This window comes from Aristaeella hokkaidonensis (assembly GCF_018128945.1).
Lineage (GTDB): Bacteria > Bacillota > Clostridia > Christensenellales > Aristaeellaceae > Aristaeella > Aristaeella hokkaidonensis.
In genome coordinates, this window is record NZ_CP068393.1 from 2,987,147 (window position 1) to 3,012,478 (window position 25,332).

General features: G+C 56.6%; 26 protein-coding genes. 20 read left to right on the plus strand and 6 right to left on the minus strand.

The window, feature by feature from the left end; all coding sequences use genetic code 11:
- The first annotated feature begins 21 nt into the window (after positions 1–21).
- The 3 genes from JYE49_RS13480 to JYE49_RS13490 all read left to right on the plus strand — a co-directional run bounded on the left by JYE49_RS13480 (position 22) and on the right by JYE49_RS13490 (position 2,624).
- Positions 22–1,629 (plus strand): alpha-L-arabinofuranosidase family protein, encoded by a 1,608-nt coding sequence (locus JYE49_RS13480; protein WP_093957753.1) that lies wholly within the window; start codon positions 22–24, stop codon positions 1,627–1,629.
- Positions 1,601–1,840 carry a hypothetical protein gene (locus JYE49_RS13485; protein WP_143754513.1) on the plus strand — a complete coding sequence of 80 codons (240 nt, stop codon included), beginning with the start codon at positions 1,601–1,603 and terminating at the stop codon, positions 1,838–1,840. Before JYE49_RS13480 ends, JYE49_RS13485 begins: the two co-directional genes overlap by 29 nt.
- Before the next feature lie 73 nt (positions 1,841–1,913).
- Positions 1,914–2,624 carry a GGDEF domain-containing protein gene (locus JYE49_RS13490; protein WP_093957752.1) on the plus strand — a complete coding sequence of 237 codons (711 nt, stop codon included), beginning with the start codon at positions 1,914–1,916 and terminating at the stop codon, positions 2,622–2,624.
- A 28-nt stretch (positions 2,625–2,652) separates the two neighbouring features.
- Here JYE49_RS13490 and JYE49_RS15275 read toward each other — a convergent pair whose 3' ends face one another.
- The 4 genes from JYE49_RS15275 to JYE49_RS13510 form a co-directional block, all read right to left on the minus strand.
- Positions 2,653–3,585: an HD domain-containing protein gene (locus JYE49_RS15275; RefSeq protein WP_093957751.1), complete on the minus strand. Its 933-nt coding sequence runs from the start codon at positions 3,583–3,585 to the stop codon at positions 2,653–2,655.
- Between the two features lie 133 nt (positions 3,586–3,718).
- Entirely contained in the window at positions 3,719–4,078 is a 360-nt protein-coding gene (locus JYE49_RS13500) for an ArsR/SmtB family transcription factor (RefSeq protein ID WP_093957750.1), read from the minus strand.
- Positions 4,079–4,097: 19 nt separating this feature from the next.
- A complete protein-coding gene (locus JYE49_RS13505; protein WP_093957749.1) occupies positions 4,098–5,984 on the minus strand; it encodes a heavy metal translocating P-type ATPase in 1,887 nt (628 codons plus the stop codon).
- 32 nt (positions 5,985–6,016) lie between these two features.
- On the minus strand, positions 6,017–6,235 hold the full coding sequence (locus JYE49_RS13510) for a cation transporter (RefSeq protein WP_093957748.1): 219 nt from the start codon (positions 6,233–6,235) through the stop codon (positions 6,017–6,019).
- 495 nt (positions 6,236–6,730) lie between these two features.
- Between JYE49_RS13510 and JYE49_RS13515 the strand changes: the two genes are divergently transcribed.
- From JYE49_RS13515 to JYE49_RS13525, 3 genes are all read left to right on the plus strand, one after another.
- Positions 6,731–7,564: a MetQ/NlpA family ABC transporter substrate-binding protein gene (locus JYE49_RS13515; protein WP_093957747.1), complete on the plus strand. Its 834-nt coding sequence runs from the start codon at positions 6,731–6,733 to the stop codon at positions 7,562–7,564.
- Between the two features lie 128 nt (positions 7,565–7,692).
- Entirely contained in the window at positions 7,693–8,721 is a 1,029-nt protein-coding gene (locus JYE49_RS13520) for a methionine ABC transporter ATP-binding protein (RefSeq protein ID WP_093957746.1), read from the plus strand.
- On the plus strand, positions 8,718–9,431 hold the full coding sequence (locus JYE49_RS13525) for a methionine ABC transporter permease (protein WP_093957745.1): 714 nt from the start codon (positions 8,718–8,720) through the stop codon (positions 9,429–9,431). The genes JYE49_RS13520 and JYE49_RS13525 overlap by 4 nt, the downstream gene beginning before the upstream one ends.
- A 50-nt stretch (positions 9,432–9,481) precedes the next feature.
- On the opposite strand, the gene JYE49_RS13530 is transcribed toward JYE49_RS13525, so the two are convergent.
- Positions 9,482–10,501, minus strand: coding sequence for a ketopantoate reductase family protein (locus JYE49_RS13530; RefSeq protein WP_093957744.1), 1,020 nt, complete (start codon positions 10,499–10,501; stop codon positions 9,482–9,484).
- Between the two features lie 212 nt (positions 10,502–10,713).
- Here JYE49_RS13530 and JYE49_RS13535 point away from each other — a divergent pair, with 212 nt between their 5' ends.
- Genes JYE49_RS13535 through lepB form a run of 4 tightly spaced genes read left to right on the plus strand, consistent with a single transcriptional unit; the run spans position 10,714 to position 15,652 of the window.
- Positions 10,714–12,984 carry a DEAD/DEAH box helicase gene (locus tag JYE49_RS13535; RefSeq protein ID WP_093957815.1) on the plus strand — a complete coding sequence of 757 codons (2,271 nt, stop codon included), beginning with the start codon at positions 10,714–10,716 and terminating at the stop codon, positions 12,982–12,984.
- A complete protein-coding gene (locus tag JYE49_RS13540) occupies positions 12,981–14,123 on the plus strand; it encodes a ribonuclease H-like domain-containing protein (protein ID WP_093957743.1) in 1,143 nt (380 codons plus the stop codon). Before JYE49_RS13535 ends, JYE49_RS13540 begins: the two co-directional genes overlap by 4 nt.
- 4 nt (positions 14,124–14,127) lie before the next feature.
- Positions 14,128–14,943: a CDC27 family protein gene (locus tag JYE49_RS13545; protein WP_093957742.1), complete on the plus strand. Its 816-nt coding sequence runs from the start codon at positions 14,128–14,130 to the stop codon at positions 14,941–14,943.
- 1 nt (position 14,944) lies between these two features.
- On the plus strand, positions 14,945–15,652 hold the full coding sequence (gene lepB, locus JYE49_RS13550) for a signal peptidase I (protein ID WP_093957741.1): 708 nt from the start codon (positions 14,945–14,947) through the stop codon (positions 15,650–15,652).
- Between the two features lie 64 nt (positions 15,653–15,716).
- Here lepB and JYE49_RS13555 read toward each other — a convergent pair whose 3' ends face one another.
- Positions 15,717–16,844: a zinc ribbon domain-containing protein gene (locus JYE49_RS13555; protein WP_143754512.1), complete on the minus strand. Its 1,128-nt coding sequence runs from the start codon at positions 16,842–16,844 to the stop codon at positions 15,717–15,719.
- A 219-nt stretch (positions 16,845–17,063) separates the two neighbouring features.
- On the opposite strand from JYE49_RS13555, the gene JYE49_RS13560 reads away from it, so the two are divergent.
- The 10 genes from JYE49_RS13560 (at position 17,064) to JYE49_RS13605 (ending at position 25,318) form a co-directional block, all read left to right on the plus strand.
- Positions 17,064–17,483 (plus strand): ATP synthase subunit I, encoded by a 420-nt coding sequence (locus JYE49_RS13560; RefSeq protein ID WP_143754511.1) that lies wholly within the window; start codon positions 17,064–17,066, stop codon positions 17,481–17,483.
- Positions 17,476–18,393 (plus strand): F0F1 ATP synthase subunit A, encoded by a 918-nt coding sequence (locus JYE49_RS13565; RefSeq protein ID WP_283399416.1) that lies wholly within the window; start codon positions 17,476–17,478, stop codon positions 18,391–18,393. The genes JYE49_RS13560 and JYE49_RS13565 overlap by 8 nt, the downstream gene beginning before the upstream one ends.
- Positions 18,394–18,452: 59 nt before the next feature.
- Positions 18,453–18,740: an ATP synthase F0 subunit C gene (atpE, locus tag JYE49_RS13570; RefSeq protein ID WP_093957738.1), complete on the plus strand. Its 288-nt coding sequence runs from the start codon at positions 18,453–18,455 to the stop codon at positions 18,738–18,740.
- A gap of 125 nt (positions 18,741–18,865) precedes the next feature.
- Positions 18,866–19,360 carry a F0F1 ATP synthase subunit B gene (atpF, locus tag JYE49_RS13575; RefSeq protein ID WP_093957737.1) on the plus strand — a complete coding sequence of 165 codons (495 nt, stop codon included), beginning with the start codon at positions 18,866–18,868 and terminating at the stop codon, positions 19,358–19,360.
- Positions 19,361–19,385: 25 nt separating this feature from the next.
- Complete coding sequence (gene atpH, locus JYE49_RS13580; RefSeq protein ID WP_093957736.1) at positions 19,386–19,916, plus strand: ATP synthase F1 subunit delta; 531 nt, start codon at positions 19,386–19,388, stop codon at positions 19,914–19,916.
- Complete coding sequence (gene atpA / locus JYE49_RS13585) at positions 19,913–21,406, plus strand: F0F1 ATP synthase subunit alpha (RefSeq protein WP_093957735.1); 1,494 nt, start codon at positions 19,913–19,915, stop codon at positions 21,404–21,406. Before atpH ends, atpA begins: the two co-directional genes overlap by 4 nt.
- A 3-nt stretch (positions 21,407–21,409) precedes the next feature.
- Positions 21,410–22,219, plus strand: a complete 810-nt coding sequence (atpG, locus tag JYE49_RS13590; protein ID WP_093957734.1) for an ATP synthase F1 subunit gamma — start codon at positions 21,410–21,412, stop codon at positions 22,217–22,219.
- Between the two features lie 115 nt (positions 22,220–22,334).
- Positions 22,335–23,729: a F0F1 ATP synthase subunit beta gene (atpD, locus tag JYE49_RS13595; RefSeq protein WP_430384035.1), complete on the plus strand. Its 1,395-nt coding sequence runs from the start codon at positions 22,335–22,337 to the stop codon at positions 23,727–23,729.
- Between the two features lie 11 nt (positions 23,730–23,740).
- Positions 23,741–23,989: a FoF1 ATP synthase subunit delta/epsilon gene (locus JYE49_RS13600; RefSeq protein WP_093957813.1), complete on the plus strand. Its 249-nt coding sequence runs from the start codon at positions 23,741–23,743 to the stop codon at positions 23,987–23,989.
- Between the two features lie 69 nt (positions 23,990–24,058).
- Positions 24,059–25,318 carry a M18 family aminopeptidase gene (locus tag JYE49_RS13605; protein ID WP_093957732.1) on the plus strand — a complete coding sequence of 420 codons (1,260 nt, stop codon included), beginning with the start codon at positions 24,059–24,061 and terminating at the stop codon, positions 25,316–25,318.
- Positions 25,319–25,332 lie beyond the last annotated feature (14 nt).

Here is a 25,332-nt window from a genome sequence, read left to right on the forward strand (position 1 = left end):
AAACACAGGGAGACAGAAAAGATGATGAAAGCAAGCATGACACTCCATCCGGATTTTAAAATCGGGGAGATTTCCGGACGCCTGTTCGGCGCGTTCCTGGAACCTATCGGATCCATGGTGAACGGCAGTATGTATAACCCGAAGCATCCCACGGCGGATGAGCAGGGGCTGCGGAAGGATTTTTATGAAGCCTTGAAGGAAACCGGGCTGCCGGCGGTCCGCCTGCCGGGCGGCAACTTCGTCTCCGGCTGGCAGTGGAAGGATTCCATCGGCCCGAAGGAACAGCGGAAGACCCATCTGGATATGGCATGGTTCCAGTACATTCCGAATGACGTGGGCCATGACGAGTACCTGCAGTGGGCGGAGAAGGCCGGCACGGAAGCAATCTATACCGTGAACCTGGGAACGGGCACACTGCAGGATGCGGCGGACTGCGTGGAGTATACCAATTTCCAGGGCGGCACCTGGTGGTCTGACCTGCGAAAGAAAAACGGCCATGCGGAGCCTTACAAGGTGAAAACCTGGTGTCTGGGTAACGAGATGGACGGACCGTGGCAGATCGCGTCCTGGGAAAAGGACCCCCGGGGCTACGGCGTGCTGGCGCATGAAACCAGCAAAGCCATGAAATGGGTGGATCCCTCCATTGAGACCATTGCCTGTGTATCCAGTTCTCCCTTCCTGAATCATTATCCGGACTGGGACCTGCAGGTGCTGGAGCAGTGCTACGCTGCGGTGGACTACATTTCCCTGCATCATTACCATCCGGCGCCTCCGGAGATGCCGCAGGCGCTGCTGGCAGGATACCAGGCGTTTGAGGATTATATCCGTACGGAAATTGCCCTGTGTGATTTCGTGAAGACGAAGATCCGCTCCCCGCGGAAGATGATGCTGGCCCTGGACGAATACGGCAGCATGATCCGGCCGAAGGGAGAGATGCACCTTGGCCTGGCGGGACGGCAGAACGCGGACATGTTCGGCGTCTTTGTGCCCGGCAGGACCTATGTCCGGCATGATCCGGACGACTGGTCCACCCTCCGGAATCCGCCGAGGGACCATGAAATGCTCCAGACGCTGGGTATGGCCAGCACTATGCTGGTGATGCTGCACCACGCGGACCGGATCAAGATCGGCTGCGCCACCGGCGGCCTCGGCGCACTGTGCGCAACGGACCGGGAGCATGTATGGAAGGGTGCGGCCCATTATCCCTTTACCCAGATGATCCGCTGGGCGAAAGGCGTGTCTCTGCAGTGCGAGGTCAGCTGCGATACCTACGACGTACCGGGCTATGCCATTGACGACATGAACCAGTACGGCGGCTTTACCGGCGTACAGACGATACAGGCGGCTGCGGCACTGAAAGAGGAAGCCGGGGAACTGACCGTGTTTGTAATCAACGGCGATCCGGCGGAGGAACAGGAGCTGAAGCTGGACGTGCGCGGCTTTGAAGGCTGGAAGCTGGCGGAACACATTGAAATGTTCGCGGAGGATGAGCACGCGGCTAATACCTGGGATCACCCGGACCGGATCCTGCCCCGCAGGAATGAAGATACCCGGGTGGAAAAGGGAATTCTCACCGCAGTATTAAAGAAGGAATCCTGGAATGTATTCCGGTTTAAGTCGCAGGCTTAAACCGGAAATGAAATATCAGCCTGCGGCTGATGTGAAATATTCAACTTTGTCGAATATGAAATGTGCTTCACACATGAAATATCAGAGCGCCGGGTTACAGCCCGGACGCTCTGATGTGATGATTTGTTTTGCTGCATTTGACGGAATGCAAGGAAAATCCGGAAAGTTTTTTCCGGATTTTTTGTTTTGGGTATTGACAGAAAAAGAATGATGTGATACATATTAGCCAACAGATATTATTTCAGAAATAATATCATAGAAAATTACCAAAAGGAGAATATAACATGACAGCGAAGAATGAAAAGATGAGGCCGATTACCGCGGAAGAACACAAAGAACTGGGACGGATCCACGCGGAAAAGAAGATTTCAGCCGTGAACGACGCGCTGCAGTTCCCGGTTGGAGACGCTTTTGACGAGGAACTGACCGGCATCCTGAATTCGGACGCGGAAGCGAACGGTGAAGTGGTGGCGATTGCCCTGATTGACTGTGACCGGTTTGACCATATCAACAAAGACTTCAGCCGGGAGGCCGGTGACCAGATCCTGATCGAAGCCGGGAAATATATCCGGGACAACCTGCCGGAGGGAGCAAAGGTCTTCCGGATTGGCGGGGACGAGTTTGGCATCATCTTCCGTGGAACGCTGGAGCGGGAGGAAATCTTCCTGCTGCTGAACGACCTGAAGAACAACTACAGCGTAAAAACGCCGGATGGCGAACGGCAGACCATCACCATCGGCATGGCGACGGCCTTTGAGGATGCCAGCCGCTGCGCGGAATTGATCCGGAAGGCAGACGGTGCGCTGTACCGGGCCAAGGTTGCCGGCGGAAACAAGGTGACTATGGCCAAGGAAGAAAAGATGGTACCCAAAACCAGCCATTTCACCCAGGACCAGCTGCAGCGGCTGGCCAAGCTGTCCAAGCGGGAAGGCGTCGGCGAAGCCATCCTGCTGCGGGAAGGACTGGACCTGCTGCTGAAAAAATACGATATCTGAAGAAAGATCAAACGAAAAGGATCAGGCCTCAGGCCTGATCCTTTGACTTTCCGGTTTCTTTATGTTTCCGGGAGGCGTTGTATTTGTCGTCATTCTCCGGGAAATGGATGGTCGGCATGTCTGCTTCCTTAACAGCGATCATGGCATCTCTTTCCAGGTCGGCCACCAGAGCCCGGTTGCGCCGGGCTTCGGCGCCGTTGTTTTTTGCCTCCATTGTTTTCCGTACAGAAACAGGGACGGCGGGGACAGGAACGGGTGCCCCGAATTCCCCGTCAGCGTTCCAGGCGGCGCGGTCAGGCCTGCGGATCGCCACTTTTGTGCGGGGCTTCGCGGATCTGGCTTTCGGCGGGGCATCTTTGGCCGGTGCTTCGGGTTTGCGGGCCTGCTTTTGCGGGACTGGATTTTCTGCCTTAATCTTCGTCAGGGTATCCGCCAGGATCTCTTTCCGCAGGTTCATCAGCCAGTCTGAGAACACTACGTTATCGAAGGCGTAAGTCTTGTTCAGCTCGTACTCATTGTCGGACCAGGTGCTTAAAGGAGACTCATTATGCTGGATCAGGGCTTCCAGCTTATCCATGGCTTTATAAACTTTGGATTCCATGGTTTCCTGGGCTTCCATCTCCCTGTACAGGGCGGCCAGATCAGCGGATACTTCCGCCGGCAGGGATTTCACCCACTGGTCCAGCAGGGAATCTTCCGTCTCCCTGTCCGTGCTGGTTTTCAGGAAGGTCGGGATATCCCCGGTGAAACATTCCCCCAGATCGTGGATCAGGCACATATCCACCACTTTATCCATATCGAGCTCCGGGAACTCATGCCGCAGGAGGAACGCCATCAGGGAGATCCTCCAGCTGTGCTCGGCGACGCTTTCCGTCCTTCCTTTTGACGTGGTGCAGTGCCGCGGCGTATCCTTCAGCCGTTCGGCCACATGCAGAATATCCAGAAATTCTCTCGCGTTCATCTTTTTCTCCTGCCGGGTTCTGTGCGTTTGTAAGCTGACGCCATTATACGACAGATCCGGGGAAACCGCTACTGGATTTTATAACAAAGGGGACGGGTTAAACCGTCCCCTGATTCTTTCAGTTTATCCAGGATTATTCCGGGCAGGCAATCTCGGCCACATGCTCGATAACGTGATGCAGTTCGGAAGCCTGCACGTTATCCGAGGCACGGTAATAGACCTCTTTGCCTTCGCGCCGGCTGACGATGAGTCCGCAGGCCTTCAGCAGCTTCAGGTGGTGGGAAAGGGCAGGACTGGACATGTTCATCATCACAGACAGGTTCAGCACACATTCCTCGCAGTGGCAGAGCAGCCAGAAAAGCCGGACACGGGTCGGATCGCCCAGCAGCTTGAAGAGCTCGGCGGTGGCGCCGAAGGCTTCCGGAACAGGCATATGATCGAACTGCTCTTCTATCCCGCAGTGATGGTTATGGGGCAGTTTTTTCTCTTCCATGTTGCATTCTCCTTCCGTGTTACAGTTTCCGGACAAACAGGGCGCGGATGGCATTGAGCACAGCCAGGATCATGACGCCCACGTCGGCAAAGACCGCCAGCCACATATTGGCGATCCCCAGTGCGCCGAGCACCAGGCAGGCGAGCTTGATGCCCAGGGCGAAAATGATGTTTTCCCGGACGATGCCCATGCACTTGCGGGCAATCCGGATGGCTTTGGAAACCTTCAGGGGATCATCATCCATGAGAACCACGTCCGCGGCTTCAATGGCGGCGTCCGAACCCATGGCGCCCATGGCAATTCCCAGGTCCGCCCGGCTGAGTACCGGCGCGTCATTGATGCCGTCGCCCACAAAGGCCAGGGTTTCACCGGGCTTCTTTGCGCCGAGCAGTTCCTCCACTTTCTCCACTTTGTCACCCGGCAGCAGGTCGCTGTGAACCCGGTCGATGCCCAGGGCTTCCGCAACCTGGGCGGCAGCGGAGGGACCGTCGCCGGTCAGCATGACCGTGGAACGGACGCCGGCCCGTTTCAGGGCGGCAATGGCATCCGCAGCATCAGGCTTGATGACGTCGGAAATAACGATATGACCCGCATATGCGTTGCCGATCGCCATGTGGACGATGGTGCCGGCGCTGTGGCATTCAATGGGTTCAATACCCAGATGACGCATGAGCCGGCTGTTTCCGGCAGCCACCTGGCGGCCGTCAATCTCCACGACAACGCCGTTGCCGCCAATCTCCTCCACTTTGCCTACCCGGGACAGGTCGATGGGTTTGCCCCAGGCCTTCCGGATGCTGACGGCGATGGGATGGGAAGAGGCGCTTTCTGCCAGGGCGGCGTATTCCAGCATGGTCTCCCGGTCCAGCTCGCTGTGGTGGATATCCACCACGTCGAAGACGCCCATGGTCAGGGTGCCGGTTTTGTCAAAAACCACAGTTCCGGTATTGGCCAGCGCTTCCAGGTAGTTGGAACCTTTGACCAGGATGCCGGCTTTGCCCGCGCCGCCGATTCCCGCAAAGAAGCTCAGCGGGATGCTGATGACCAGCGCGCAGGGGCAGCTGATGACCAGGAAGGTCAGGGCCCGGTAAATCCAGTCGCCCCAATCCGGTGCCTGTCCAATGATCAGACGAACCAGGGGCGGAAGCAGTGCCAGCGCAACGGCGCTGAAGACAACCACAGGGGTGTAATACCGGGCGAAGCGGGCGATAAAGTTTTCAGAGCGGGATTTACGGGAGGAGGCGTTCTCCACCAGGTCCAGCACTTTGCTGACGGTGGATTCACCGAAGACCTTGGTGGTCCGGATGCGCAGCAGGCCGCTCATGTTGATGCAGCCGCTGATGACTTCATCTCCCGGCTTCACATCCCGGGGAACGCTTTCACCGGTCAGGGCGCTGGTGTTCAGGCTGGATTCTCCATCCTCCACAATGCCGTCCAGCGGGATCTTTTCCCCGGGATTCACCGTGATGACGGTGCCGATTTCCACCTCGTCCGGATCCACCTTTACCAGCTGTCCGTCCTGCTCAACGTTGGCATAATCCGGCCGGATGTCCATCAGCTCGCTGATATTCCGGCGGCTTTTGCCTACGGCATAGCTCTGGAACAGTTCGCCGATCTGGTAAAACAGCATTACGGCGACGGCCTCGTCATAATCGCCGGTTTTCAGCAGGCCGATAGCCAGGGCACCGAGGGTCGCAACCGCCATGAGGAAATTCTCATCGAAAACCTGCCGGTTGAGGATGCCTTTCCAGGCCTTCCGCAGGATATCATATCCAATGATAAAGTAGGGGATGAGCCAGAGCAGGAACATGGAGACCCCGGAAAGCGGCAGCGGAACAAACTTCAGGATGAGCATCAGCGCCGCGGCGACAAGGATCCGGATCAGCATTTTCTTTTGCTTTTTTGTCATGGCTTTCTCCTTACTGATTACATTTTGTTTAATCAGAGATAGATTTCACAGTCGTCTTCCACCTTTTTGCAGGCGGCAAGTACGTTCTTCATGACGGCGGCGGCATCTGCACCTTCTTCAAAGTCAACAACCATCTTCTGGGTCATGAAGTTGACGGTAACTTCCTTCACGCCGGCGGTGTTCCGGGCGGCATCTTCCATCTTATTGGCGCAGTTTGCGCAGTCCACTTCAATCTTGTAGGTTTTTTTCACGGTAACAGCACCTCACTTTCAATACAATTAAACAATCGTTTAATCGTTTAACTGAATAATAGCAGAAGAACAACCGGATGTCAATAGACATACCGAAAGAGGATAAAAACGGACAAAAAAGGGAATGAACCCCACTAAAATGGTCATTACATCCTTTTATAATGCTCTTTTGTGCCACTGGCAAGATGAATATCCCCACTTACAACATATATAATGCCACTTTATATCCGCTATTGGATCATGAGCCATAGATCGGTATCCTGTATACAACTTCAGTTATAGATTTAGTCTATAGCTTCATATTGCTTTCAGGTATTGGACAGGGGTAAAAACGGTGGATATAATACGAAACATCAAATCACGAGGGAGGGAGACGCCGTGAAAGGCAAATCAACCTGGCGGGACGATCGAATGCGTCGATGTAAACTGATCACGATGCGTTGTCCCATAAAATAAACCCTGAATGAATTTTGAAATAATGAGAGGAGAATTCCCATGAAAAAGATTATTGCTCTGCTGGTTGCCCTGGTACTGACCCTGTCCCTGACTGCCGCTTTCGCCGACGGTATCAAGATTGCCGTTCCCAATGACGCTACCAACGAAGGCCGTGCCCTCCTGCTGCTGCAGGCTTACGGACTGCTGAAGGTTGACGAAAACGCCGGTATCACCGCGACGGTGAAAGATATTACCGAGAATCCCCTGAACATCGAGTTTGTCGAAGTGGAAGCCGCGCTGGTTCCCAACGCCCTGCCCGATGTGGACTACGCCATCATCAACGGCAACTATGCCCTGGCTGCCGAACTGCCTGCCGCCCTGCTGTATGAGAATGCCGAATCCCCTTACGTGAACGTGATCAGCGTGAACGAAGCGGACAAGGACAGCGACAAGGCCAAGGCCCTGGCTGCTGCAGCGCTGAGCCAGAAGGTTGTGGACTACTTCGCTTCCTATGAAGGCCAGGCCATCTCCGTGGTGGAGAATCCCACAGACGGTTTCGATGCCACCGTGGACTACGACGCGCTGAAGGGCGAGACCATCAAAGTGGTTGCCACGCTGGATCCCCACTCCTTTGTGCTGGCGATTGTCAAGGACATCCTGGCTGAGAAGGAAATCAACGTGGAAGTGACCGTGGTGGATGACTATGTGACTCCCAACACCGCTGTGAACGACGGAGACGCTTTCGCGAACTTCTTCGCCCATCAGCCCTACCAGGATGACTTCAACGCCAACAACGGCACCAACCTGGTGACCATCGCCGGTGTTCATGTGGAGCCCATGGGCCTCTACGCCGGACAGCAGGCTGACCTGGCTGCGCTGGGACTGGCTGAATAATCTTCAGGCTTTGAAGACAAAGGCATCCGGGAAAACCCCGGATGCCTTTTCCATCGGAAAAAGGGATTGCGCTTTGAAGTGGTTTCTTACTATAATAGGTTGTATTTCGGGAAGACGGAGGCTTTGACATGATTGAGCTGAAGAATCTGTCCAAGCAGTTTGAGACGATGGATGGGTCTGTGGATGCGCTGCGCCACATCAACCTGACGATCCAGGACGGGGATATCTACGGGATCATCGGCATGAGCGGCGCCGGTAAGAGTACGCTGGTACGGTGCATCAACATGCTGGAGAGACCCACGGAGGGTTCTGTGCTGGTAAACGGCAAGGATATCGGCGCACTGAAACAGAAGGACCTGCGTGCCATGCGGCGGAAGATCACCATGATCTTCCAGGGCTTTAACCTGCTGATGCAGCGGACCTGCCTGAAGAACGTGATGCTGCCCCTCCGGCTTGGCGGAATTGACCGGAAGACGGCGGAAGCAAAAGCACGGGAATTGCTGGCACTGGTGGACCTGCCGGATAAGGCCAACAGCTATCCGGCCCAGCTGTCCGGCGGCCAGCAGCAGCGTGTGGCCATCGCCCGTGCGCTGGCGACGGAACCGGATGTGCTCCTGTGCGACGAGGCGACATCCGCGCTGGATCCGAAAACAACGCATTCCATCCTGGAGCTGATCCGGGATATCAATAAAAAACTGGGGATCACCGTGATCGTTATTACCCACCAGATGAGCGTTGTACAGGAGGTCTGCAACCGTGTGGCCATCCTGGAAAACGGCGAAGTGGTGGAGGAAGGCGGCGTGGCGGAGGTCTTCTCCAATCCACGTGCCAACGCGACCCGGAACCTGATCTATCCGGAAAGCGCGGACGGCGGTTCTGTTTTCCCGGAAGGCGGACAGCGTATACGGGTGATTTTCAACGGCGCCGTGGCGTCCCGGGAGCCCCTGATCGCAAAGATGGCAATAGACTGCGGCATTATGGCAAGTATTCTCGGCGCTTCCACCCGTTCGGTGGGAGACCGTGCCTACGGCTATATGCTGCTGGATATTCCAGGCTCACCGGAGAACCTGGCCAAAGCAGTTACTTACCTGAGCGCCACACCGGATATTACTGTACAGGTTGAAGCGGAATACGCCGCGAAGGAGGTGGAAGCATGAATAACTTTGCCAATGCTTTTACCCCGGAACGCCTGCAGGAAGCCTGGGAATGCCTGCAGAACGAATTCCCCTTTGCTATCTGGGAAACCCTTTATTCCACCCTGCTTGCCACACTTTTTGCCGTGATCATCGGCCTGCCGCTGGGTGTGCTGCTTGTGACAGGCGAAAAGAAGGGCATCCGGCCCCTGCCGGCCTCACTGATGGGATTCCTGAACGTGCTGATTAACCTGCTGCGTTCCATTCCGTTCATTATCCTGATGGTGATGATTATTCCACTGACTCGTGTGATCGTCGGAACTTCCCTGGGTACGGTGGCTTCCATTGTCCCGCTGACCATTGCCGCGTTCCCGTTCATTGCGCGACTGGTGGAATCCAGCCTGCGTGAAGTGAATCCCAACATTATTGAGACGGCCCAGTCTATGGGCGCGTCCCCCATGCAGATCGTCCTGCATGTGATGCTGCCGGAAAGCGTCCCCAGCCTGGTGACCAATATCACGCTGGCGATTACAACCATCATGGGCTATACGGCCATGTCCGGCGCGGTAGGCGGCGGCGGTCTCGGTAAGCTGGCCCTGGCCTACGGATACCAGCGGTACCGTTACGCGGTACTGTACCTGGCGGTGATCGTGCTGGTGGTGATTACCCAGATCATCCAGTCTTCCGGAACCTGGCTGGCCGCACGGCTGGACAAACGGCTGAAGAACAAGTAAAAAAGAACCGGAGCAGTGTAAACTGCTCCGGTTTTATGATGATGCCGGGATCAGAGATTCGGGCACATTTCCAGTTCCTTCAGGTTTTCCCTGGAGGGCTTTCTTTTGCCTTCCTGGATTTCATGGATGATCTTTACGATCCGGTCGTTGAGCGGGGTGGGAATGCCTTCCAGGCTGCCTTTTTCACAGACCACACCGTTGATGGCGTCGATTTCGCAGGGCTTATGCTTCTTCAGGTCCTGCAGCATGGAGGGCTCGATGGCGGCATGCTTCTTCATGGCAATGGGCATGATCAGCTTGGCCAGCATTTTCTTGAAGGGATTGGACCAGTAGAAGAGGCTGACGAGATCCTTGCCCTGGACCGGGGCAAAAGTGATGCCGGCGGCACGGCCCACGTCGATCACTTCCTTCATGCAGGAGGCCGCGAGGTTCCGGGCTTCCGGATCCTTTGCCACATCCCCGAAGGTTCCGCCCATGACGGTGCCCAGGCCGGAGAAGGTGGCGTTGATCAGCAGTTTGGACCAGCGGGCGCCGGGGAGGTTGTTTTCAATGACCACGGGGCACATTTTCTCGAGCACGGCTTTGACCTGCTCCAGCTTGTTATCCGGAATGCCGGGCATGCTGCCCATATGGAAGGAAAGGCTTTCAGGATCGGAGGTCAGCCGGCTGCTGCCGGGAGTGGTCATGGTGGCGCCCCATTCCACGGTGACGCCGATGGTGTGTTCCGGTCCGATGATTTCCGCGATGCTGTCCTCGGGAATGCCGTTCTGCATGGTGACGATGACGCCGTCTTCGGCCAGGTAGTTCTTTAGGAACGCGACGGTTTCATGGTTGTTCAGCTGCTTGGTCATGAGGAAAATGATATCGTATTTGCCGGTCATATCCTCCGGCAGGAGGGCGTTGACCGGAACGGTTATATCAACGGTTCCCGTGATGTGGGCGCCGGATCGGTTCAGGGCGTCCACATGGGCGTGATTCCGGTTGATCAGGTCAACCGGGACGCCCTCCCGGGTCAGATAGGCTCCCATGACCGTCCCCAGGGAACCGGCTCCGTATATTGCAGTCCGCATTTGTATTGTTCACTCCTTACATCGGTGCGTTTTTGCGCACACGGGTGCCATTATAGCACAAAACAGGATGCAGACAAGAACGAAAAATGTTTTCCCTCCGGAATCAAAGATTCTGACAAATCCGTTTGTTCGCCTTGCATTGGCAGAATGATACTTTTATAATGAAGGCAATCGGTGAGAACAAAAAGCACAGGAAGAGGGAGGACGAAAAAATGAACGTGGCTCAGCTTGCGGAGCAGCTCAGGCGGGACAACCAGTTCATGAAGGATGTCACCCGGTGGGAGGTTATTCCTGCCCGGCCGGCAAAGACTGCCCCCTTCCCGGATAACCTGGATCCCAGGCTCATCCCCGTGCTGGCACAGCGGGGGATCCACAGCCTTTATACCCATCAGGCGAAAAGCCTGGAAGCCATTGCCCGCGGGGAAGACGTGACCGTCGTGACGCCCACGGCTTCCGGCAAGACGATGTGCTATAACCTGCCCGTGCTTTCCGCCATCCTGCAGAATGAGGACTCCCGGGCACTTTATCTGTTTCCGACAAAGGCCCTGTCCGCCGACCAGGTCAGCGAGCTGTATGACATGATCGAGGGCATGGGTGTTGATATCAAAACCTATACATACGACGGGGATACGCCCGCCGCAGCCCGCCGCGCCGTGCGGCAGGCAGGCCACATCGTGGTGACCAACCCGGATATGCTGCATTCCGGCATCCTGCCCCATCACACCAAGTGGGTCAAGCTGTTTGAGAACCTGCGGTATATCGTGATTGACGAAATCCACACCTACCGCGGCGTCTTCGGCAGCAACCTGGCCAACGTGCTCCGCCGGCTGATGCGCCTGTGCGAGTTCTACGGCAGTCATCCGCAGTTCATTCTCTGCAGCGCCACCATCGCCAATCCGAAGGAACTGGCGGAGACGCTGATCGGCCGTACGGTGACCCTGATCGATGAAAACGGTGCCCCCATGGGCGAGCGCCATTTTGTGTTCTACAACCCGCCGGTGGTGAACCGGCAGCTGGGGATCCGCCAGGGCGCGATCCCGATTACCCGGGCCATCAGCGGGATGCTGCTCAAGAACGGCATCCAGGCGATCACCTTTGCCCGGTCCCGGCTGACGGTGGAAGTGCTGACCCGCTACCTGAAGGACATGGTCCGGGATCCGCTGGGCAATGCCGGAAAAGTCCGGGGCTACCGGGGCGGCTATCTGCCCGGGGAACGCCGGGAGATTGAAAAGGGTCTGCGGAACGGACAGGTGGACGCAGTGGTATCCACCAACGCGCTGGAGCTGGGCATTGACATCGGTGCGCTGGACGCCTGCGTGATGTGCGGGTATCCGGGAACCATTGCCAGCGCCTGGCAGCAGGCGGGCCGTGCCGGAAGGCGGAAGGGAACCAGCATCGTGTTCTTTATCGCCTCTTCCGCGGCAATTGACCAGTATATCGTGAACCATCCGGATTACCTGCTGACCCAGAGCCCGGAGAACGCCCTGCTGAATCCGGACAACCTGTATATCCTGCTGAGCCATTTCAAGTGCGCGGCCTTTGAGCTGCCCTTTGCGGACGGAGACAAATTCGGCAACACGCAGTCCACCCAGGAACTGCTGGACTACCTGGACGAGCAGGGAATCCTGCACCATGTGGACGGGCGGTATCACTGGTCCGCGGAGGATTTCCCGGCCAGCGAGATTTCCCTCCGATCCGCGGCGGCGGAAAACTTCATTATTATCGATATTACCGATCCGGCACATCACCGGGTGGTGGGCGAAATGGACCGGTTCACCGCTCCCATGCTGCTGCATGAGAACGCCATCTATATGCATGAAGGCCGCCAGTTCCAGGTGGAGAAGCTGGACTTTGACGCCTGCAAGGCCTTCATCCGCAGTGTGGACGTCGGCTACTACACGGACGCAGACCTGAACATCAACCTGAGCCTGCTGGATATCGAGAAGGAAGAGCAGACCCCGCAGGGCGGAATCGCCGGACTGGGCGAGATCAAGGTCACGGCCCTGGTGACGATGTTCAAGAAAATCAAATTTGACACCCATGAGACGCTGGGTTTCGGCCATGTACAGCTGCCGGAGACGGATATGCATACTACCTCCATGTGGTGGACCCTGCCGGAGAAGCTGGCGGCAAAGATTCCCAGCGACCAGCTGAAGAACGGGATGATGGGCATCGCAAACCTGCTGCGCATCGTATGTCCGCTGTACCTGATGTGCGCGCCGCAGGATATTGCCGTGGTCTACCAGGTCAAGAGCCCGATCACCAATGAGCCGACGATCCTGCTTTATGACAACACGCCCGGCGGCATCGGCCTGAGCCACAAAGCTTTCGGGATGAAGGAACTGCTGCTGAGCAAGGCACTGCAGGTGGCGGAGGACTGCTCCTGTGCCTACGGCTGCCCCTCCTGCGTCGGCCCGGTGGGTGAAATCGGGGAGGATGGGAAACGTACGGCGATCCGCCTGCTGAAGGAGCTGACGAAATGAACCTTCGGGATAAGCTCAGGGCGGTAGGCGGTACCGGCGGAACCCGGCAGCCTGCCCCGGAGACAGAAGACAGGGACTGCCGCCACTTTGCCGTATACCGGCCGGCGGAAGAGTTCCCCGGCGCACTGGAGCTGTCCCGGGATACCCTTGCATTGATGAGTGAAAAGGAGATGCCGGAGGATTTTGATCCCCGGCGGATCCTGTATCTGGATACGGAAACCACCGGCCTGGGCGGAAGCGGCACGGTGGCTTTTCTCGTTGGGATGGGATTCCTGACGGACAACGGATTTGAGGTGCACCAGTTCCTGATGCGGGATTATCCGGAGGAGCCGTATTTACTCAAACATGTCGCTGCCGGACTGGGAAAGTTTGATGTGCTGTGTACCTTCAATGGCACCACTTTTGACGTACCACTGCTGGAAAGCCGGTTCCTGATGAACCGGATGAGCCGGAACTGCCTGGACCTTCCGCACCTGGACCTGCTGCATATGTGCCGGCGGCTGTGGAAGCTGCGGCTCGGACGGTGCAACCTGGGCCGGCTGGAGGAAGTGGTGCTGGGAAAGCCCCGGGAGGACGACTTGCCGGGAAGCGAAGTGCCCCAGCGGTACTTTACCTACCTGAAAACCAAACAGATGTCCCTGCTGGAGGATATCCTGAAACACAACGCGCAGGATATTGCCAGTCTCTGCGTACTGCTGAACCACATGGCGGAACTGTACCAGCATCCGGAAAAGATCCGTTTCAGCGAGGACGTCTATTCGATGGGGCGGGCGCTGGAACGGGTGAACCAGACGGAACCGGCGCGCAGGTGCTACCGGCTGGCCAGCCGGGGGAGAATGGGCGACCTGGCCTCCTCGGCGCTGGCGGTCAGCTACCGGCGGAGCGGACAACGGGAAGAGGCCGCGGAGGTCTGGCGGCAGATGATCCGGGAAGGCCGGGGCGGCATAATGCCCTATGTGGAGCTGGCCAAGTATGAGGAACATGTGCTGCGGGATATCCCGGAGGCACTCCGCCTGACGGAACAGGCAATCATCCGGCTCAGTGAGCCGGGATTCGGACAGGACGATGCTGTACAAGCGGATCAAAATGAGTTACAATACCGCTGGCAAAGACTGAAACGGAAACTGAAGGAGCAATAACGACATGGGTTTTCTGACACCGATCAAGGCCAACAAGGCATACAGGCTTCAGCAGAAGGGCCAGAAGGCAGAGGCACGGAAGCTGTATGAGGAGGCTTTTGCGGAGGGACTGAACGATCCCCGATACAATCTGGCCTATGCCCTGATGATCATCCGGGAGGGAGAGTACCAGAAGGCGAAGGAGTTCCTGGTGAAGCACCAGAAAGCTCCGGGCATGACGCCGAGCCAGCGGGTTACGCTGCTGGTGGATTACGCGGCATGCTGCTTCCGGCTGGGAGACGTGGACAAGGGCATCAACACCCTGGAACAGCAGTTCCAGAAGGGTGAGACCGGCCTGCTTTACCAGACCCTGGGTTATCTGTATGTGGAAAAATACGACGCGGCCAACCGGCCGGACTTTGACCAGGTGACGGAACCGGCCGCGGAGCCGGAAGAAGCTGCCGGAGAAGAGAAGGCAGAAGAGACTGTTTCCCCGCGGGAAGCCTGGGAAGCCGGGCAGAAGAAGGCGGAAGAGTTTATCCGGAAGTCGCTGGAATATGATGATGAGGATCCGATCTGCCTGGATAACATGGGGCAGTTCGCATACCGGGTGCTGGAGGACAAGGCGGGAGCGAAGGAATGGTTTGATAAAGCCTACGCCCTGAAGGACAGCCAGATCGACACGCTGTATTTCCTGAGCCGGTATGATGAGGAAGCCGGGGACAGGGAAGGGGCGCTGGAGAAGCTGGAGAAAGCGGCCGGCGGCCGGTTCTCCCCGCTGAATTACTGCAACCGGGAAACGATCCTGAAAGAGATTGAAAGACTGAAGGGAGCAAACTGAAATGAGCGAGACCAATCAGGCCGTTGAAACAGCAGCCGTTGAGAATAAACAGAAAAAGGGAAAGAAGAAGGAAAAGAAAACTGTGGGACAGGAGATTCTCAGCTGGGTGCTGACCATTCTGGTGGCCGTTGTGGCCGCGCTGGTCATTCGTTCCCTGGTGTTTGAGCCCGTGCGGGTGGACGGAGAATCCATGGATGATACCCTGGCAAACGGGGAAATCATGTTTGTCTCCAAGTATGACTATTCCAGCACCTGGCTGTGCCTGCCCTGGCAGAGCAACACAGACAAGGAAAACGCGCCCCGGTTTACCTTCGGCGGCAATCCGCAGCGCTTTGACGTGGTCATCTGCCGGTATCCCGGCCGCGGCGATACCAACTTTGTAAAACGTGTTGTCGGCCTGCCGGGTGATACCATCCGCCTGGAGGACGGCTACCTGTATGTGAAGGAAAAGGGCCAGGACGAGGAAGTGCGGTATGAAGAGCCCTATATCAATGACGAGTACCGCACAGGAAGCCGGAACAATTTCGGCCCCTATGAGGTTCCTGAAGGCCAGTATTTCGTCATGGGCGATCACCGGAACAATTCCAATGACAGCCGCTATGTGGGCGCTATCAGCCGGGATATGATCGTGGGTCATGTACGCCAGGTGGTATATCCCTTCAAAGACTGGCGCGGCGTTCCGAACGGCCTGGACGTGAAGGCAGAGTAAAATATCAGATGATAAAGAATCCCCCGAAGCTTTCTGCTTCGGGGGATTTGTTTTACCGGCTTGTTTATTTTGTGACCCGTGTCAGCTTAACCAGCTTGTTTCCTTTTTCATCAGAGATGTAGGGCTCTGCACCCAATCGGTTGGTGGTGATGTAGATGTTGTCATTCACATTGACTTTCATCCATTCGTTTTCGGCAAGAGTGTAGGTTTCTGGCCCCTTTTTCTCTTTAGAATGTTCCACGGTGAAGGCATATGCTTCAGAACGCTTCCCTTCCCGTTCGTTTTCTCCGAGTTCCACTTCCGGCCAGGAAGTGTTGTGATCCTCGCCGGAGGCGGTCACATCCCGGGACGGGGTCCAGCGCCAGATTTTATAGTAATACTTGGTGGCGTATTGTGGTTCGGGCCGGGTTACAGCTCGCTGCTCGGTTTTGTAACGAATTTCAGTTTTATAAACCGGATGAGCAACTTTCTCGAATGTGCCGTTTCCCTGGTCTTCCAGTGTGTATTCGTCATGGTCGTAGACTTCTACAGTGTATGGGACTTCGACATCTTCGTAGTGATCAATAACCTGAGTATAACCAGCGATTTCCAGTTTTGAATCGGTTATCTCAGTTTCATAGTCCTGAGGAACGATCCAACCGGATTCACTGAACTCTTTATATTCTTCAATATTGATATTCCTGACCCACTGCAGGCCGGTTACCGTCAGGTCGCCGCTGGTCTTGTTTCCGTTCATCCAGACGAAGAAGACGATGATGGCCAGCAGGATGACCAGGAAAACGGTCATCGGGCTGCGGCGCTTTGCCTGCGGGGCGGAAACCTGGGGCTGGGCGGCAGCTTCCGCCGCTTCCCGTTCCTTTTTCTTCTGCAGCATCTGGAAATAGTTGTTTTCGGAATCTTCCCGGCTGGAACCGCAGTTGTTGCAGAACTTGGCGTTATCACTGTTCAGGGAATTACAGAAGGAACAGTACCAGTCGGGATTTTTGCTGAAAGATTGAGCTTTTTCATCATCGAGCTGCTCAAACTGACTCAATTCTTCTTCCCGGAGACTCTGTCCCTCGTGATAATCTTTAACATAGAACTGGACGTCTCCGCGGGCACGGCCGCAGGAAGGGCAGTTTGCCACATCCCCGCGGATCTCTTTGGTTCCGCAGACCGGACAATCCCAGTATCCCATGACGAGTTTAGACATGATATACGCTCCTTTGATCAGACCCTGTATATTCGAAAAAATCCTGTATTCAATCACAGTCATTTTACATTGGAAACGGGATTTCCGTCAACGATTCTTTCATCCGGGGTTTATAAATTTTCAACGGCATTCGGGGCTTTGTATATATTGCAAAAAACAATTTCCTTTGATAGAATATTCTGTGGTTTGTTTATCTCGGAGAGGAGGCCGATGCCGGGCATGGATCCTGCAGTAAAAAAGGAAACCGGGTACATCGCCATATGGGTTGTACTGCTAAGCCTGGTCATGGAGGCCGTTTTTTTGCTTGTCCGGAAATGGGATCTTTCCGTGCTCTTCGGAAACCTGGGCGGGGCGGCAATTGCAATCGGAAGTTTCTTCCTGATGGCATTGACGGTTGCCCGTGCACTGGAGAAGGGGAAACCGGAAGAAGCGGCTGCCAAAGTAAAGGCAACCGCCATGGTCCGCCTGGCAGGCTGTGCTTTGCTGTGCGTCCTCCTGATTGCCGTGTTTAAGACCAATATATACGCAACGGTGATCCCGTTGCTCTTTCCCCGGGGTGGAATTGCTTTCCGGCCGCTGATCGACCGGAAGCGCGGAGTGGAATCACCGGGGACGGAAGGAAGTGATCTGATTGACTGACGAAAGGGTGCCGGACATCAAAAGCACCCGGTTCCGGTTGACCGACTATGCCCTGATCGCGATGATGATTCTGCCGATCCTGGCCTGCATTGTACTGAAGGTGCTGTTCACTCCGGCATCTGAAGGAGTACACATTGCCGGTGCATTGGTATTCGCGGAATTTGAGGCTCCACTGATGAACGCGTACATCTCCGAGAGCCAGGTGAACAGCTGGGCGGTCATGATTTCCATCTTCGGGCTCTGCCTGTACCTGACACACGGGCTGACAGCCAAGGCTGTCTGCAAACGTCAGCTGGCGGCGGAGTGGATTGTGGAAAAGTGTGAAAAGCTGGTCCGGGACAACATGGGCGGCTTTTTTGCGGAATGGGGACCCTTCATCGCCGCCATCATGGGACTGAGCGCGTTCTCCTCGCTGATCTGCCTGCTTGGCCTGTTCAGCCCGACGGGAGACGTGAACGTCACCTTCGGATGGGCGATCCTGGTTTTCATCCTGATTATGCACTTCAAGTTCCGCGGCGGACTGTGGAATTATTTCATCGGGCTGTTCAAGCCCATTCCCGTGTTCGCCCCGATGAACCTGATCGGCGAATTTGCGACTCCCGTGTCCATGGCTTTCCGTCATTACGGCAACATCCTGTCCGGCGCGGTTATCTCCGCCCTGATCGGATCGGCGCTGACGGGACTGAGCAATTCGCTGCTGGGCTGGCTGCCCGGCGTGCTGGGAGACATGCCGCTGCTGCGGGTTGGTCTTCCCGCAATCCTGAGTATCTATTTTGACGTGTTCAGCGGTGTGATGCAGGCGTTCATCTTTGCCATGCTGACCATGCTGAATATCTCCGGCGCGGTGCCGTGGGATGACTGGAACAAGAAGCGTGAGCGCCGTGGCAAAGAAGCGCTCTCCGCCAATTAATCAATCATCAATCAAATAAGGAAAAACAGCCTGAAGGCTGATTAACGGAGGAAAGAAAAATGTTGGAGCTTGCAATGGGTATCATGCTGGGACTTCTGGGACTGGGCGCCGGATGCGCGATGATCGCCGGTATCGGCCCTGGTATCGGTGAAGGTAACGCTGTGGCTAAGGCTTGTGAAGCCATCGGCCGTCAGCCGGAGTGCAAGAGTGACGTCACTTCTACCATGATCATGGGCTGCGCTATCGCGGAAACCACCGGTCTGTACGGTCTGATCGTGGCCATCCTGCTGATCTTCGTGGCGCCTGGCACCTTCACCGGCATTCTGATGAACGCCATCGGAAAGTAATTCAGAATTAAGAATTCAGAATTCAGAAAAATCCGCTGCGGCGGGGAATTGTTCCCGAGTCAGATCCGGGATGACGCCCGGCAGAATGCGGAGGATAATCTGATGGATGGACTGAGAGGAAAAGCATGCAGTTCTTAGATGTTATTTCCGTCAATGTCTGGGCGATTCTGGCCTCGCTGGCGAACCTGCTGCTGTTGACATGGATCATCAAGCGGTTTCTCTTCAAGCCGGTCAAGAAGATGATGGATGCCCGGCGTGCCGCCATTGACGAGGATTATGCACAGGCGAAAGCCGCCCGCGAAGAGGCGGAAGAGAGCCGGCTGAACTATGAAGCCGCCATGGCTGCGGCCAAGCAGACCGGCGATCAGATCATTGCTGACGCGAACCGTACGGCTGAATACCGCAGCAACGAGATTGTTGCACAGGCACGGGACAAGGCTTCGGAGATTCGCCGCCAGGCGGAACAGGACGCCCTGCTGGAACGCAAGAAGGCAGAGGCCGAAATGAAGCACGAGATTGCCAACGTGTCCGCACAGCTGACCGGGAAATTGCTGCAGCGTGAGATCAACGAGGAGGATCATCGCGACCTGATTGATTCCTTCCTGAACGAGCTGGACTGAACGGCAGCAAGACGGGAGACAGACAATGACGACAACGAGTAGGGAATATGCCGAGGCGCTGTTTGAGCTGGCGGTTCAGGGCAACGTGACGGAGGAAACGTCCGAAGGCCTGGAGACCGTGATCAGCGCGCTGATGCAGACGCCGGAATACAAGGCGATGCTGGCCAGCCCCGCTATCGGCAAGGAAGAGCGGCTGAACGCTCTGGACAGCGCTTTCCGCGGGAAGATCCCGGATATTCTGCTGGCCATTCTGCGCATGATGATCTCCAGAGGGCAGATCGGTGCGCTGAACGGTATGGCCAGGAATTACGAGGAACTTGCCAGGGGATACCGCGGCGAGTCCGTTGCCCTGGTGACATCCGCCGTTGAACTGACGGAGGCCCAGGCAGTGGCGCTGCGCGCGAAGCTTGAAAAGAAGCTGGCGCGGAAAGTGACGCTTCAGTTCCAGGTCAATCCGGAACTGATCGGCGGTATCCGCGTGGAAGTTGACGGCCGTGTGATTGACGGCAGTATCCGGAATAAGCTTGATGAGATCAAGGAAGTGATGAACGCATGAGCTCCAAGGCAGGAGAAATCAGCAGTATCATAAAAGAACAAATCAAACAGTACGAATCCAAAATTGAAATGAAGGAAAACGGTACTGTCATTACCGTCGGCGACGGTATTGCCACAGTGTACGGCCTTCGTTCCTGTATGGCCAACGAGCTGCTCCGTTTTGAGGACGGCAGTTTCGGCGTGGCCCAGAACCTGGAGGAGGAGACGGTTTCCGTCGCTATCCTGTCCGACAAGGACAATATCCAGGAAGGCAGCTCCGTGTACCGCACGGGTGAGGCTCTTTCCGTTCCGGTAGGCGAAAACCTGCTGGGTCGTGTGGTGAACGCCCTGGGCGCTCCCATCGACGGCAAGGGCCCGGTGGAAACCACCGAGATCCGTCCCGTGGAAGCGATCGCGCTGGGTATCATTCAGCGCCAGAGCGTCAGCGTCCCGCTGCAGACCGGTATCAAGGCCATCGACAGTATGATCCCGATCGGCCGCGGCCAGCGTGAGCTGATCATCGGTGACCGTCAGACGGGCAAAACCACCATTGCCGTTGACACGATCATCAACCAGAAGGATACAGGCGTGCTCTGTATCTACGTTGCCATCGGCCAGAAACGTACCAGCGTCGTGCAGATTGCCCAGGAGCTGGAAAAGGCCGGTGCCCTGCCTTATACGATTATCGTCAGCGCGTCCGCGGCGGAAAGTGCTCCGCTGCAGTACATCGCTCCCTATGCCGGCTGCGCCATGGCGGAGTATTTCCGGGAAAAGGGACAGGACGTCCTGATTGTTTACGATGATCTTTCCAAGCACGCGGTGGCCTACCGCGCCCTGAGCCTGCTGATCCGCCGGCCTCCGGGACGTGAAGCCTATCCCGGAGACGTCTTCTATCTGCATTCCCGTCTGCTGGAGCGGGCGGTCTGCGTGGCGCCGGAATACGGCGGAGGCTCCATCACGGCCCTGCCGATCATCGAAACCCAGGCGGGCGACGTTTCCGCCTACATTCCCACCAACGTGATTTCCATCACCGACGGCCAGATCTTCCTGGAAACCGAACTGTTCCACAGTGGTATCCGTCCGGCTATCAACCCCGGTATCTCGGTCAGCCGCGTCGGCGGTTCCGCCCAGATCAAGGGCATGAAGAAGGTTGCCGGTGAGCTGAAGCTGCTGTATGCGCAGTACCGCGAACTGCAGGCCTTTGCCCAGTTCGGCAGCGACCTGGACGCGGATACAAAGTCCCGTCTGGCCCTGGGCGAGCGCATCGTGGAAGTGCTGAAGCAGAAGCGTTCCTCTCCTGTGGACGTCGGCTGCCAGGTGGCGATCGTGTATGCTGTTATCAACGGCTACCTCAACGACGTGGAGCCGAAGGACGTGGCAGCGTACGAAGAGAAGCTGTTTGAATATCTGCAGTCCCGCTACCCCGGCCTGCTTGAGCGGATTGAGCTGGGCAAATGGGATACTGAAGAAATCGAAGAGATGAAGCAGGCTCTGTCTGGCTTCAGGGGGTAACGGATGGGCGCTGATATCAAATCATTGCGGAGCCGCATCCGCAGCGTGGACTCCACGCTGCACCTGACCAAGGCCATGGGACTGGTTGCGGCATCCAAGATCCGCCGGGCTACCCGGACCATGAACCAGAGCCGGGAATACGCTTCCGCCATGGACGATGTGGTTTCCGTGCTGAGTTCTTCTCCGGAATGCGCACGTACACCGTACATGCAGCCCAAGGGCGAAGGAACCCGGCTGATCGTGATCGCCGGCGACCGCGGCCTGGCAGGCGGCTACAATGCCAACGTATTCCGTCTGGCATCCACCGTGGAGGATGCAGAGGTGATCCCGATCGGCAAGCGCGCGTGCGAACGCTGGGGCAAGCCGGTGGTTTCCTCTGAAAAGTTCCCGGCGACGGAGTCGGCCAGACTGGCCAATGAACTGTGCCAGGACTTCAAGGACGGCAAGTTCGGCCGTCTGGGCATCCTGTACACCCGCTATCGTTCCATGATGAGCCAGGAGGCAACCCTGCTGTGGGTGCTGCCGCTGGAGAAGAAGGAAAAGGATGCGGAGAACGCGGAAGCGGCACCGGTATTTGAGCCGAATGAGCAGACCGTGCTGAACGCGGCGGTTCCCACCTATGTGAGCGGACTGCTGTCCGCCTGCATCCGGGAAAGCTACGCGTGCGAAGTGGCGGCCCGCCGTATGGCTATGGACTCCGCCGGCAAGAATGCCCAGGATATGATCGACAAACTGCAGCTGCAGTATAACCGGGCACGCCAGAACTCCATTACACAGGAGATTACGGAAATTGTTGCCGGCTCTGGCCTGTGAGTTAATTCAGAATTCAGAATTAAGAATTCAGAATGAATTGTAAACTGGAAGTATAGAACAGATCCTTCGTGATTGTTCAGGAAGTAACAGGAAGGAGAAAACGACTTTGGATAAGGTGAACACGGGAGTCGTAGCGCAGGTCATGGGGCCTGTGGTAGACGTTCATTTTTCGGAAGGAACGCTGCCTGCCATCTATAACGCCCTGACCCTGCCGGTCGGCGATCATACGCTGACGGTTGAGGTTGCGCAGCATATCGGAGACAATACGGTCCGCTGCATCGCAATGGGCTCCACAGACGGTCTGCAGCGCGGTGTGACCGTGACTGATACCGGAAAGGGCATTTCCGTTCCGGTCGGCCGCGAAACACTGGGCAGAATCTTCAACGTCCTCGGAGACGTGGTGGATGACGGTCCGCAGGTTGAGGCAAAGGAACGCTGGGATATCCATCGTCCGGCCCCCTCTTTTGAGGAACTGTCCACATCCACCGAAATCCTGGAAACAGGCATTAAGGTTATCGACCTGATCTGCCCCTACGCAAAGGGTGGTAAGATCGGTATGTTCGGCGGCGCCGGCGTAGGCAAAACCGTTATGATCATGGAACTGATCAACAACATCGCGAAGCAGCACGGCGGTCTGTCCGTGTTCACCGGTGTTGGTGAGCGTACCCGTGAAGGTAACGACCTGTACTACGAAATGAAAGAGAGCGGCGTTCTGGGGAACACCGCGCTGGTTTACGGCCAGATGAACGAACCGCCGGGAGCACGTATGCGCGTCGGCCTTTCCGGTCTGACCATGGCGGAATATTTCCGTGATCAGGAGAACCAGGACGTTCTGCTGTTCATCGACAACATCTTCCGTTTCACCCAGGCAGGTTCTGAGGTTTCCGCCCTGCTGGGCCGTGTGCCTTCCGCCGTTGGCTACCAGCCGACACTGGCTACGGAAATGGGTATGCTCCAGGAGCGTATCACTTCCACCCACAAGGGATCCATCACATCCGTTCAGGCTGTTTACGTTCCCGCGGACGACCTGACCGACCCGGCTCCCGCCACGACATTCGCCCACCTGGACGCGACAACGGTTCTTTCCCGTTCCATCGCCAGCCAGGGTATCTATCCCGCTGTGGACCCGCTGGATTCTACCAGCCGGATCCTGAATCCGGATGTGCTGGGTGAAGAACACTACCGGATCGCCCGGGAAGTGCAGCGGATCCTGCAGCGCTACAATGAACTGATGGACATCATCGCGATCATGGGTATGGATGAACTGGCAGAAGAAGACAAGCTGCTGGTTACCCGGGCCCGTAAGATCCAGCGCTTCCTGTCCCAGCCCTTCTTCGTCAGTGAGAAGTTCACCGGTCTGCCCGGTGTGTATGTACCGCTGAGCGAAACCCTGAGAGGCTTCCGCGAGATCATCGAAGGCAAGCATGACGACCTGCCCGAGAGCGCCTTCCTCTTTGTCGGTACCATCGACGAAGCGGTTGAAAAGGCGAAGAAAGGCGGCAAAGCGTGAAAACCTTCCCATTGATCATTTCCTCCCCGGACGGAGACCTGTTCCGCGGGGAAGCCGAAATGCTGATCCTGCGCGGTACCGAGGGCGACCTGGCCATTATGGCAGGCCACGTGCCTTTCGTGACGGCTGTGGTCAGGAGCAACTGTGTTGTGATCACTGATACGGAAGAACGGAAGGAAGGCGTCATTGAGAGCGGCCTGCTGACCGTGGACGCTGAAAAGACGACTGTGCTGACATCGGCGCTGACCTGGAACAAATGATATTTTTACGGCGGACGGGATACCCGTCCGCCGTTCGTTCAATAAACGGAATAACAGGAGGAGAATCTAATGGACCGTCTGGAACAATTTCTGAATTTTGCGGAGCAGTCTCCCACAGCCTTCCACGCGGCGGCAGGCTTTCGGGAAATGCTGAAAAACGCGGGCTTTACCGAACTGAAGGAGACAGATCCCTGGCTGGTGGACGCGGGCGGAAAGTACTTTGTGGTACGGAATGATTCCGCTGTGATTGCCTTTGAAGTTCCGGAAACCGGCTTTTCTCCCTTCCGGATCGTGGCGGCCCATGGGGATTCGCCTGCCTTCAAGCTGAAGGAGAATTTTGAGGATGCCGGGGACCACTATGTGCGGCTGAATGTGGAACGGTACGGCGGGATGATCATGTCCTCCTGGCTGGACCGGCCGCTGTCTGTTGCCGGCCGGCTGGCGGTTCGCGAAGGAGACGGTGTAGGCATACGGCTGGTCAATCTGGACCGGGACGCGGTGCTGATTCCGAATCAGCCGATTCATTTTAACCGGGAGATCAACGATGGATTCAAGTATGATCCCCAGACCGATTTGCTGCCCCTGTACGGAAACCAGGACGCTAAGGGCGGCCTGATGGAGGAAGTTGCGGAGGCGGCAGGCGTCCGCCGGGAGGATATCCTCAGCCACGACCTGTTCCTGTACAGCAGGGAGCGGGCGACGGTATGGGGCGCCGGGGACGCGTTCTTCTCCTGCGCGCGAATCGATGACCTGGAATGCGCCTGGGCAGGCATGGCTACCCTGGCGGAGAGCAGCGCCAGGGACGCAGTGAATGTGTGTGCGGTATTTGATAATGAGGAAGTGGGTTCCTCCACCCGCCAGGGTGCGGATTCTTCTTTCCTGTATGATACCTTGACCCGGATGGGCTTTGCGCTGGGCGCGTCGGACGGGGAGATCCGCGCGGCGATCGCCGGCAGCTTTATGGTCTCCGCGGACAACGCGCATGCGGTGCATCCGAACCATCCGGAGAAGTTTGACCGGCAGAACCGGTCCTATATGAATGAAGGCGTTGTGATCAAGCACAACGCCAACCAGAAGTATACAACGGACGCGGTTTCTTCCGCACGGTTCGCCCTGATCTGTGAGCGCGCCGGTGTACCGGTACAGCACTTTGTGAACCGGTCAGACCTGTTGGGCGGCTCCACGCTGGGCAATATCTCCAATACTCATGTTTCCATGGATACGGTGGATATCGGCCTGCCGCAGCTGGCCATGCATTCCCTGTATGAAACCGCGGGCACGAAGGACCTGGAGTACCTGCTTAAGGCACTGGAAGAATTCTGGAAATAAGATGACGCAATTCA

Bases quoted from the DNA above. Each gene is read 5' to 3' on its own strand.
- JYE49_RS13480 (WP_093957753.1), top strand. From the start codon at position 22: ATGATGAAAGCAAGCATGACACTCCATCCGGATTTTAAAATCGGGGAG.
- JYE49_RS13485 (WP_143754513.1), top strand. From the start codon at position 1,601: ATGTATTCCGGTTTAAGTCGCAGGCTTAAACCGGAAATGAAATATCAG.
- JYE49_RS13490 (WP_093957752.1), top strand. From the start codon at position 1,914: ATGACAGCGAAGAATGAAAAGATGAGGCCGATTACCGCGGAAGAACAC.
- JYE49_RS15275 (WP_093957751.1), bottom strand. From the start codon at position 3,585: ATGAACGCGAGAGAATTTCTGGATATTCTGCATGTGGCCGAACGGCTG.
- JYE49_RS13500 (WP_093957750.1), bottom strand. From the start codon at position 4,078: ATGGAAGAGAAAAAACTGCCCCATAACCATCACTGCGGGATAGAAGAG.
- JYE49_RS13505 (WP_093957749.1), bottom strand. From the start codon at position 5,984: ATGACAAAAAAGCAAAAGAAAATGCTGATCCGGATCCTTGTCGCCGCG.
- JYE49_RS13515 (WP_093957747.1), top strand. From the start codon at position 6,731: ATGAAAAAGATTATTGCTCTGCTGGTTGCCCTGGTACTGACCCTGTCC.
- JYE49_RS13520 (WP_093957746.1), top strand. From the start codon at position 7,693: ATGATTGAGCTGAAGAATCTGTCCAAGCAGTTTGAGACGATGGATGGG.
- JYE49_RS13525 (WP_093957745.1), top strand. From the start codon at position 8,718: ATGAATAACTTTGCCAATGCTTTTACCCCGGAACGCCTGCAGGAAGCC.
- JYE49_RS13530 (WP_093957744.1), bottom strand. From the start codon at position 10,501: ATGCGGACTGCAATATACGGAGCCGGTTCCCTGGGGACGGTCATGGGA.
- JYE49_RS13535 (WP_093957815.1), top strand. From the start codon at position 10,714: ATGAACGTGGCTCAGCTTGCGGAGCAGCTCAGGCGGGACAACCAGTTC.
- JYE49_RS13540 (WP_093957743.1), top strand. From the start codon at position 12,981: ATGAACCTTCGGGATAAGCTCAGGGCGGTAGGCGGTACCGGCGGAACC.
- JYE49_RS13545 (WP_093957742.1), top strand. From the start codon at position 14,128: ATGGGTTTTCTGACACCGATCAAGGCCAACAAGGCATACAGGCTTCAG.
- lepB (WP_093957741.1), top strand. From the start codon at position 14,945: ATGAGCGAGACCAATCAGGCCGTTGAAACAGCAGCCGTTGAGAATAAA.
- JYE49_RS13555 (WP_143754512.1), bottom strand. From the start codon at position 16,844: ATGTCTAAACTCGTCATGGGATACTGGGATTGTCCGGTCTGCGGAACC.
- JYE49_RS13560 (WP_143754511.1), top strand. From the start codon at position 17,064: ATGGATCCTGCAGTAAAAAAGGAAACCGGGTACATCGCCATATGGGTT.
- atpE (WP_093957738.1), top strand. From the start codon at position 18,453: ATGTTGGAGCTTGCAATGGGTATCATGCTGGGACTTCTGGGACTGGGC.
- atpF (WP_093957737.1), top strand. From the start codon at position 18,866: ATGCAGTTCTTAGATGTTATTTCCGTCAATGTCTGGGCGATTCTGGCC.
- atpH (WP_093957736.1), top strand. From the start codon at position 19,386: ATGACGACAACGAGTAGGGAATATGCCGAGGCGCTGTTTGAGCTGGCG.
- atpA (WP_093957735.1), top strand. From the start codon at position 19,913: ATGAGCTCCAAGGCAGGAGAAATCAGCAGTATCATAAAAGAACAAATC.
- atpG (WP_093957734.1), top strand. From the start codon at position 21,410: ATGGGCGCTGATATCAAATCATTGCGGAGCCGCATCCGCAGCGTGGAC.
- JYE49_RS13605 (WP_093957732.1), top strand. From the start codon at position 24,059: ATGGACCGTCTGGAACAATTTCTGAATTTTGCGGAGCAGTCTCCCACA.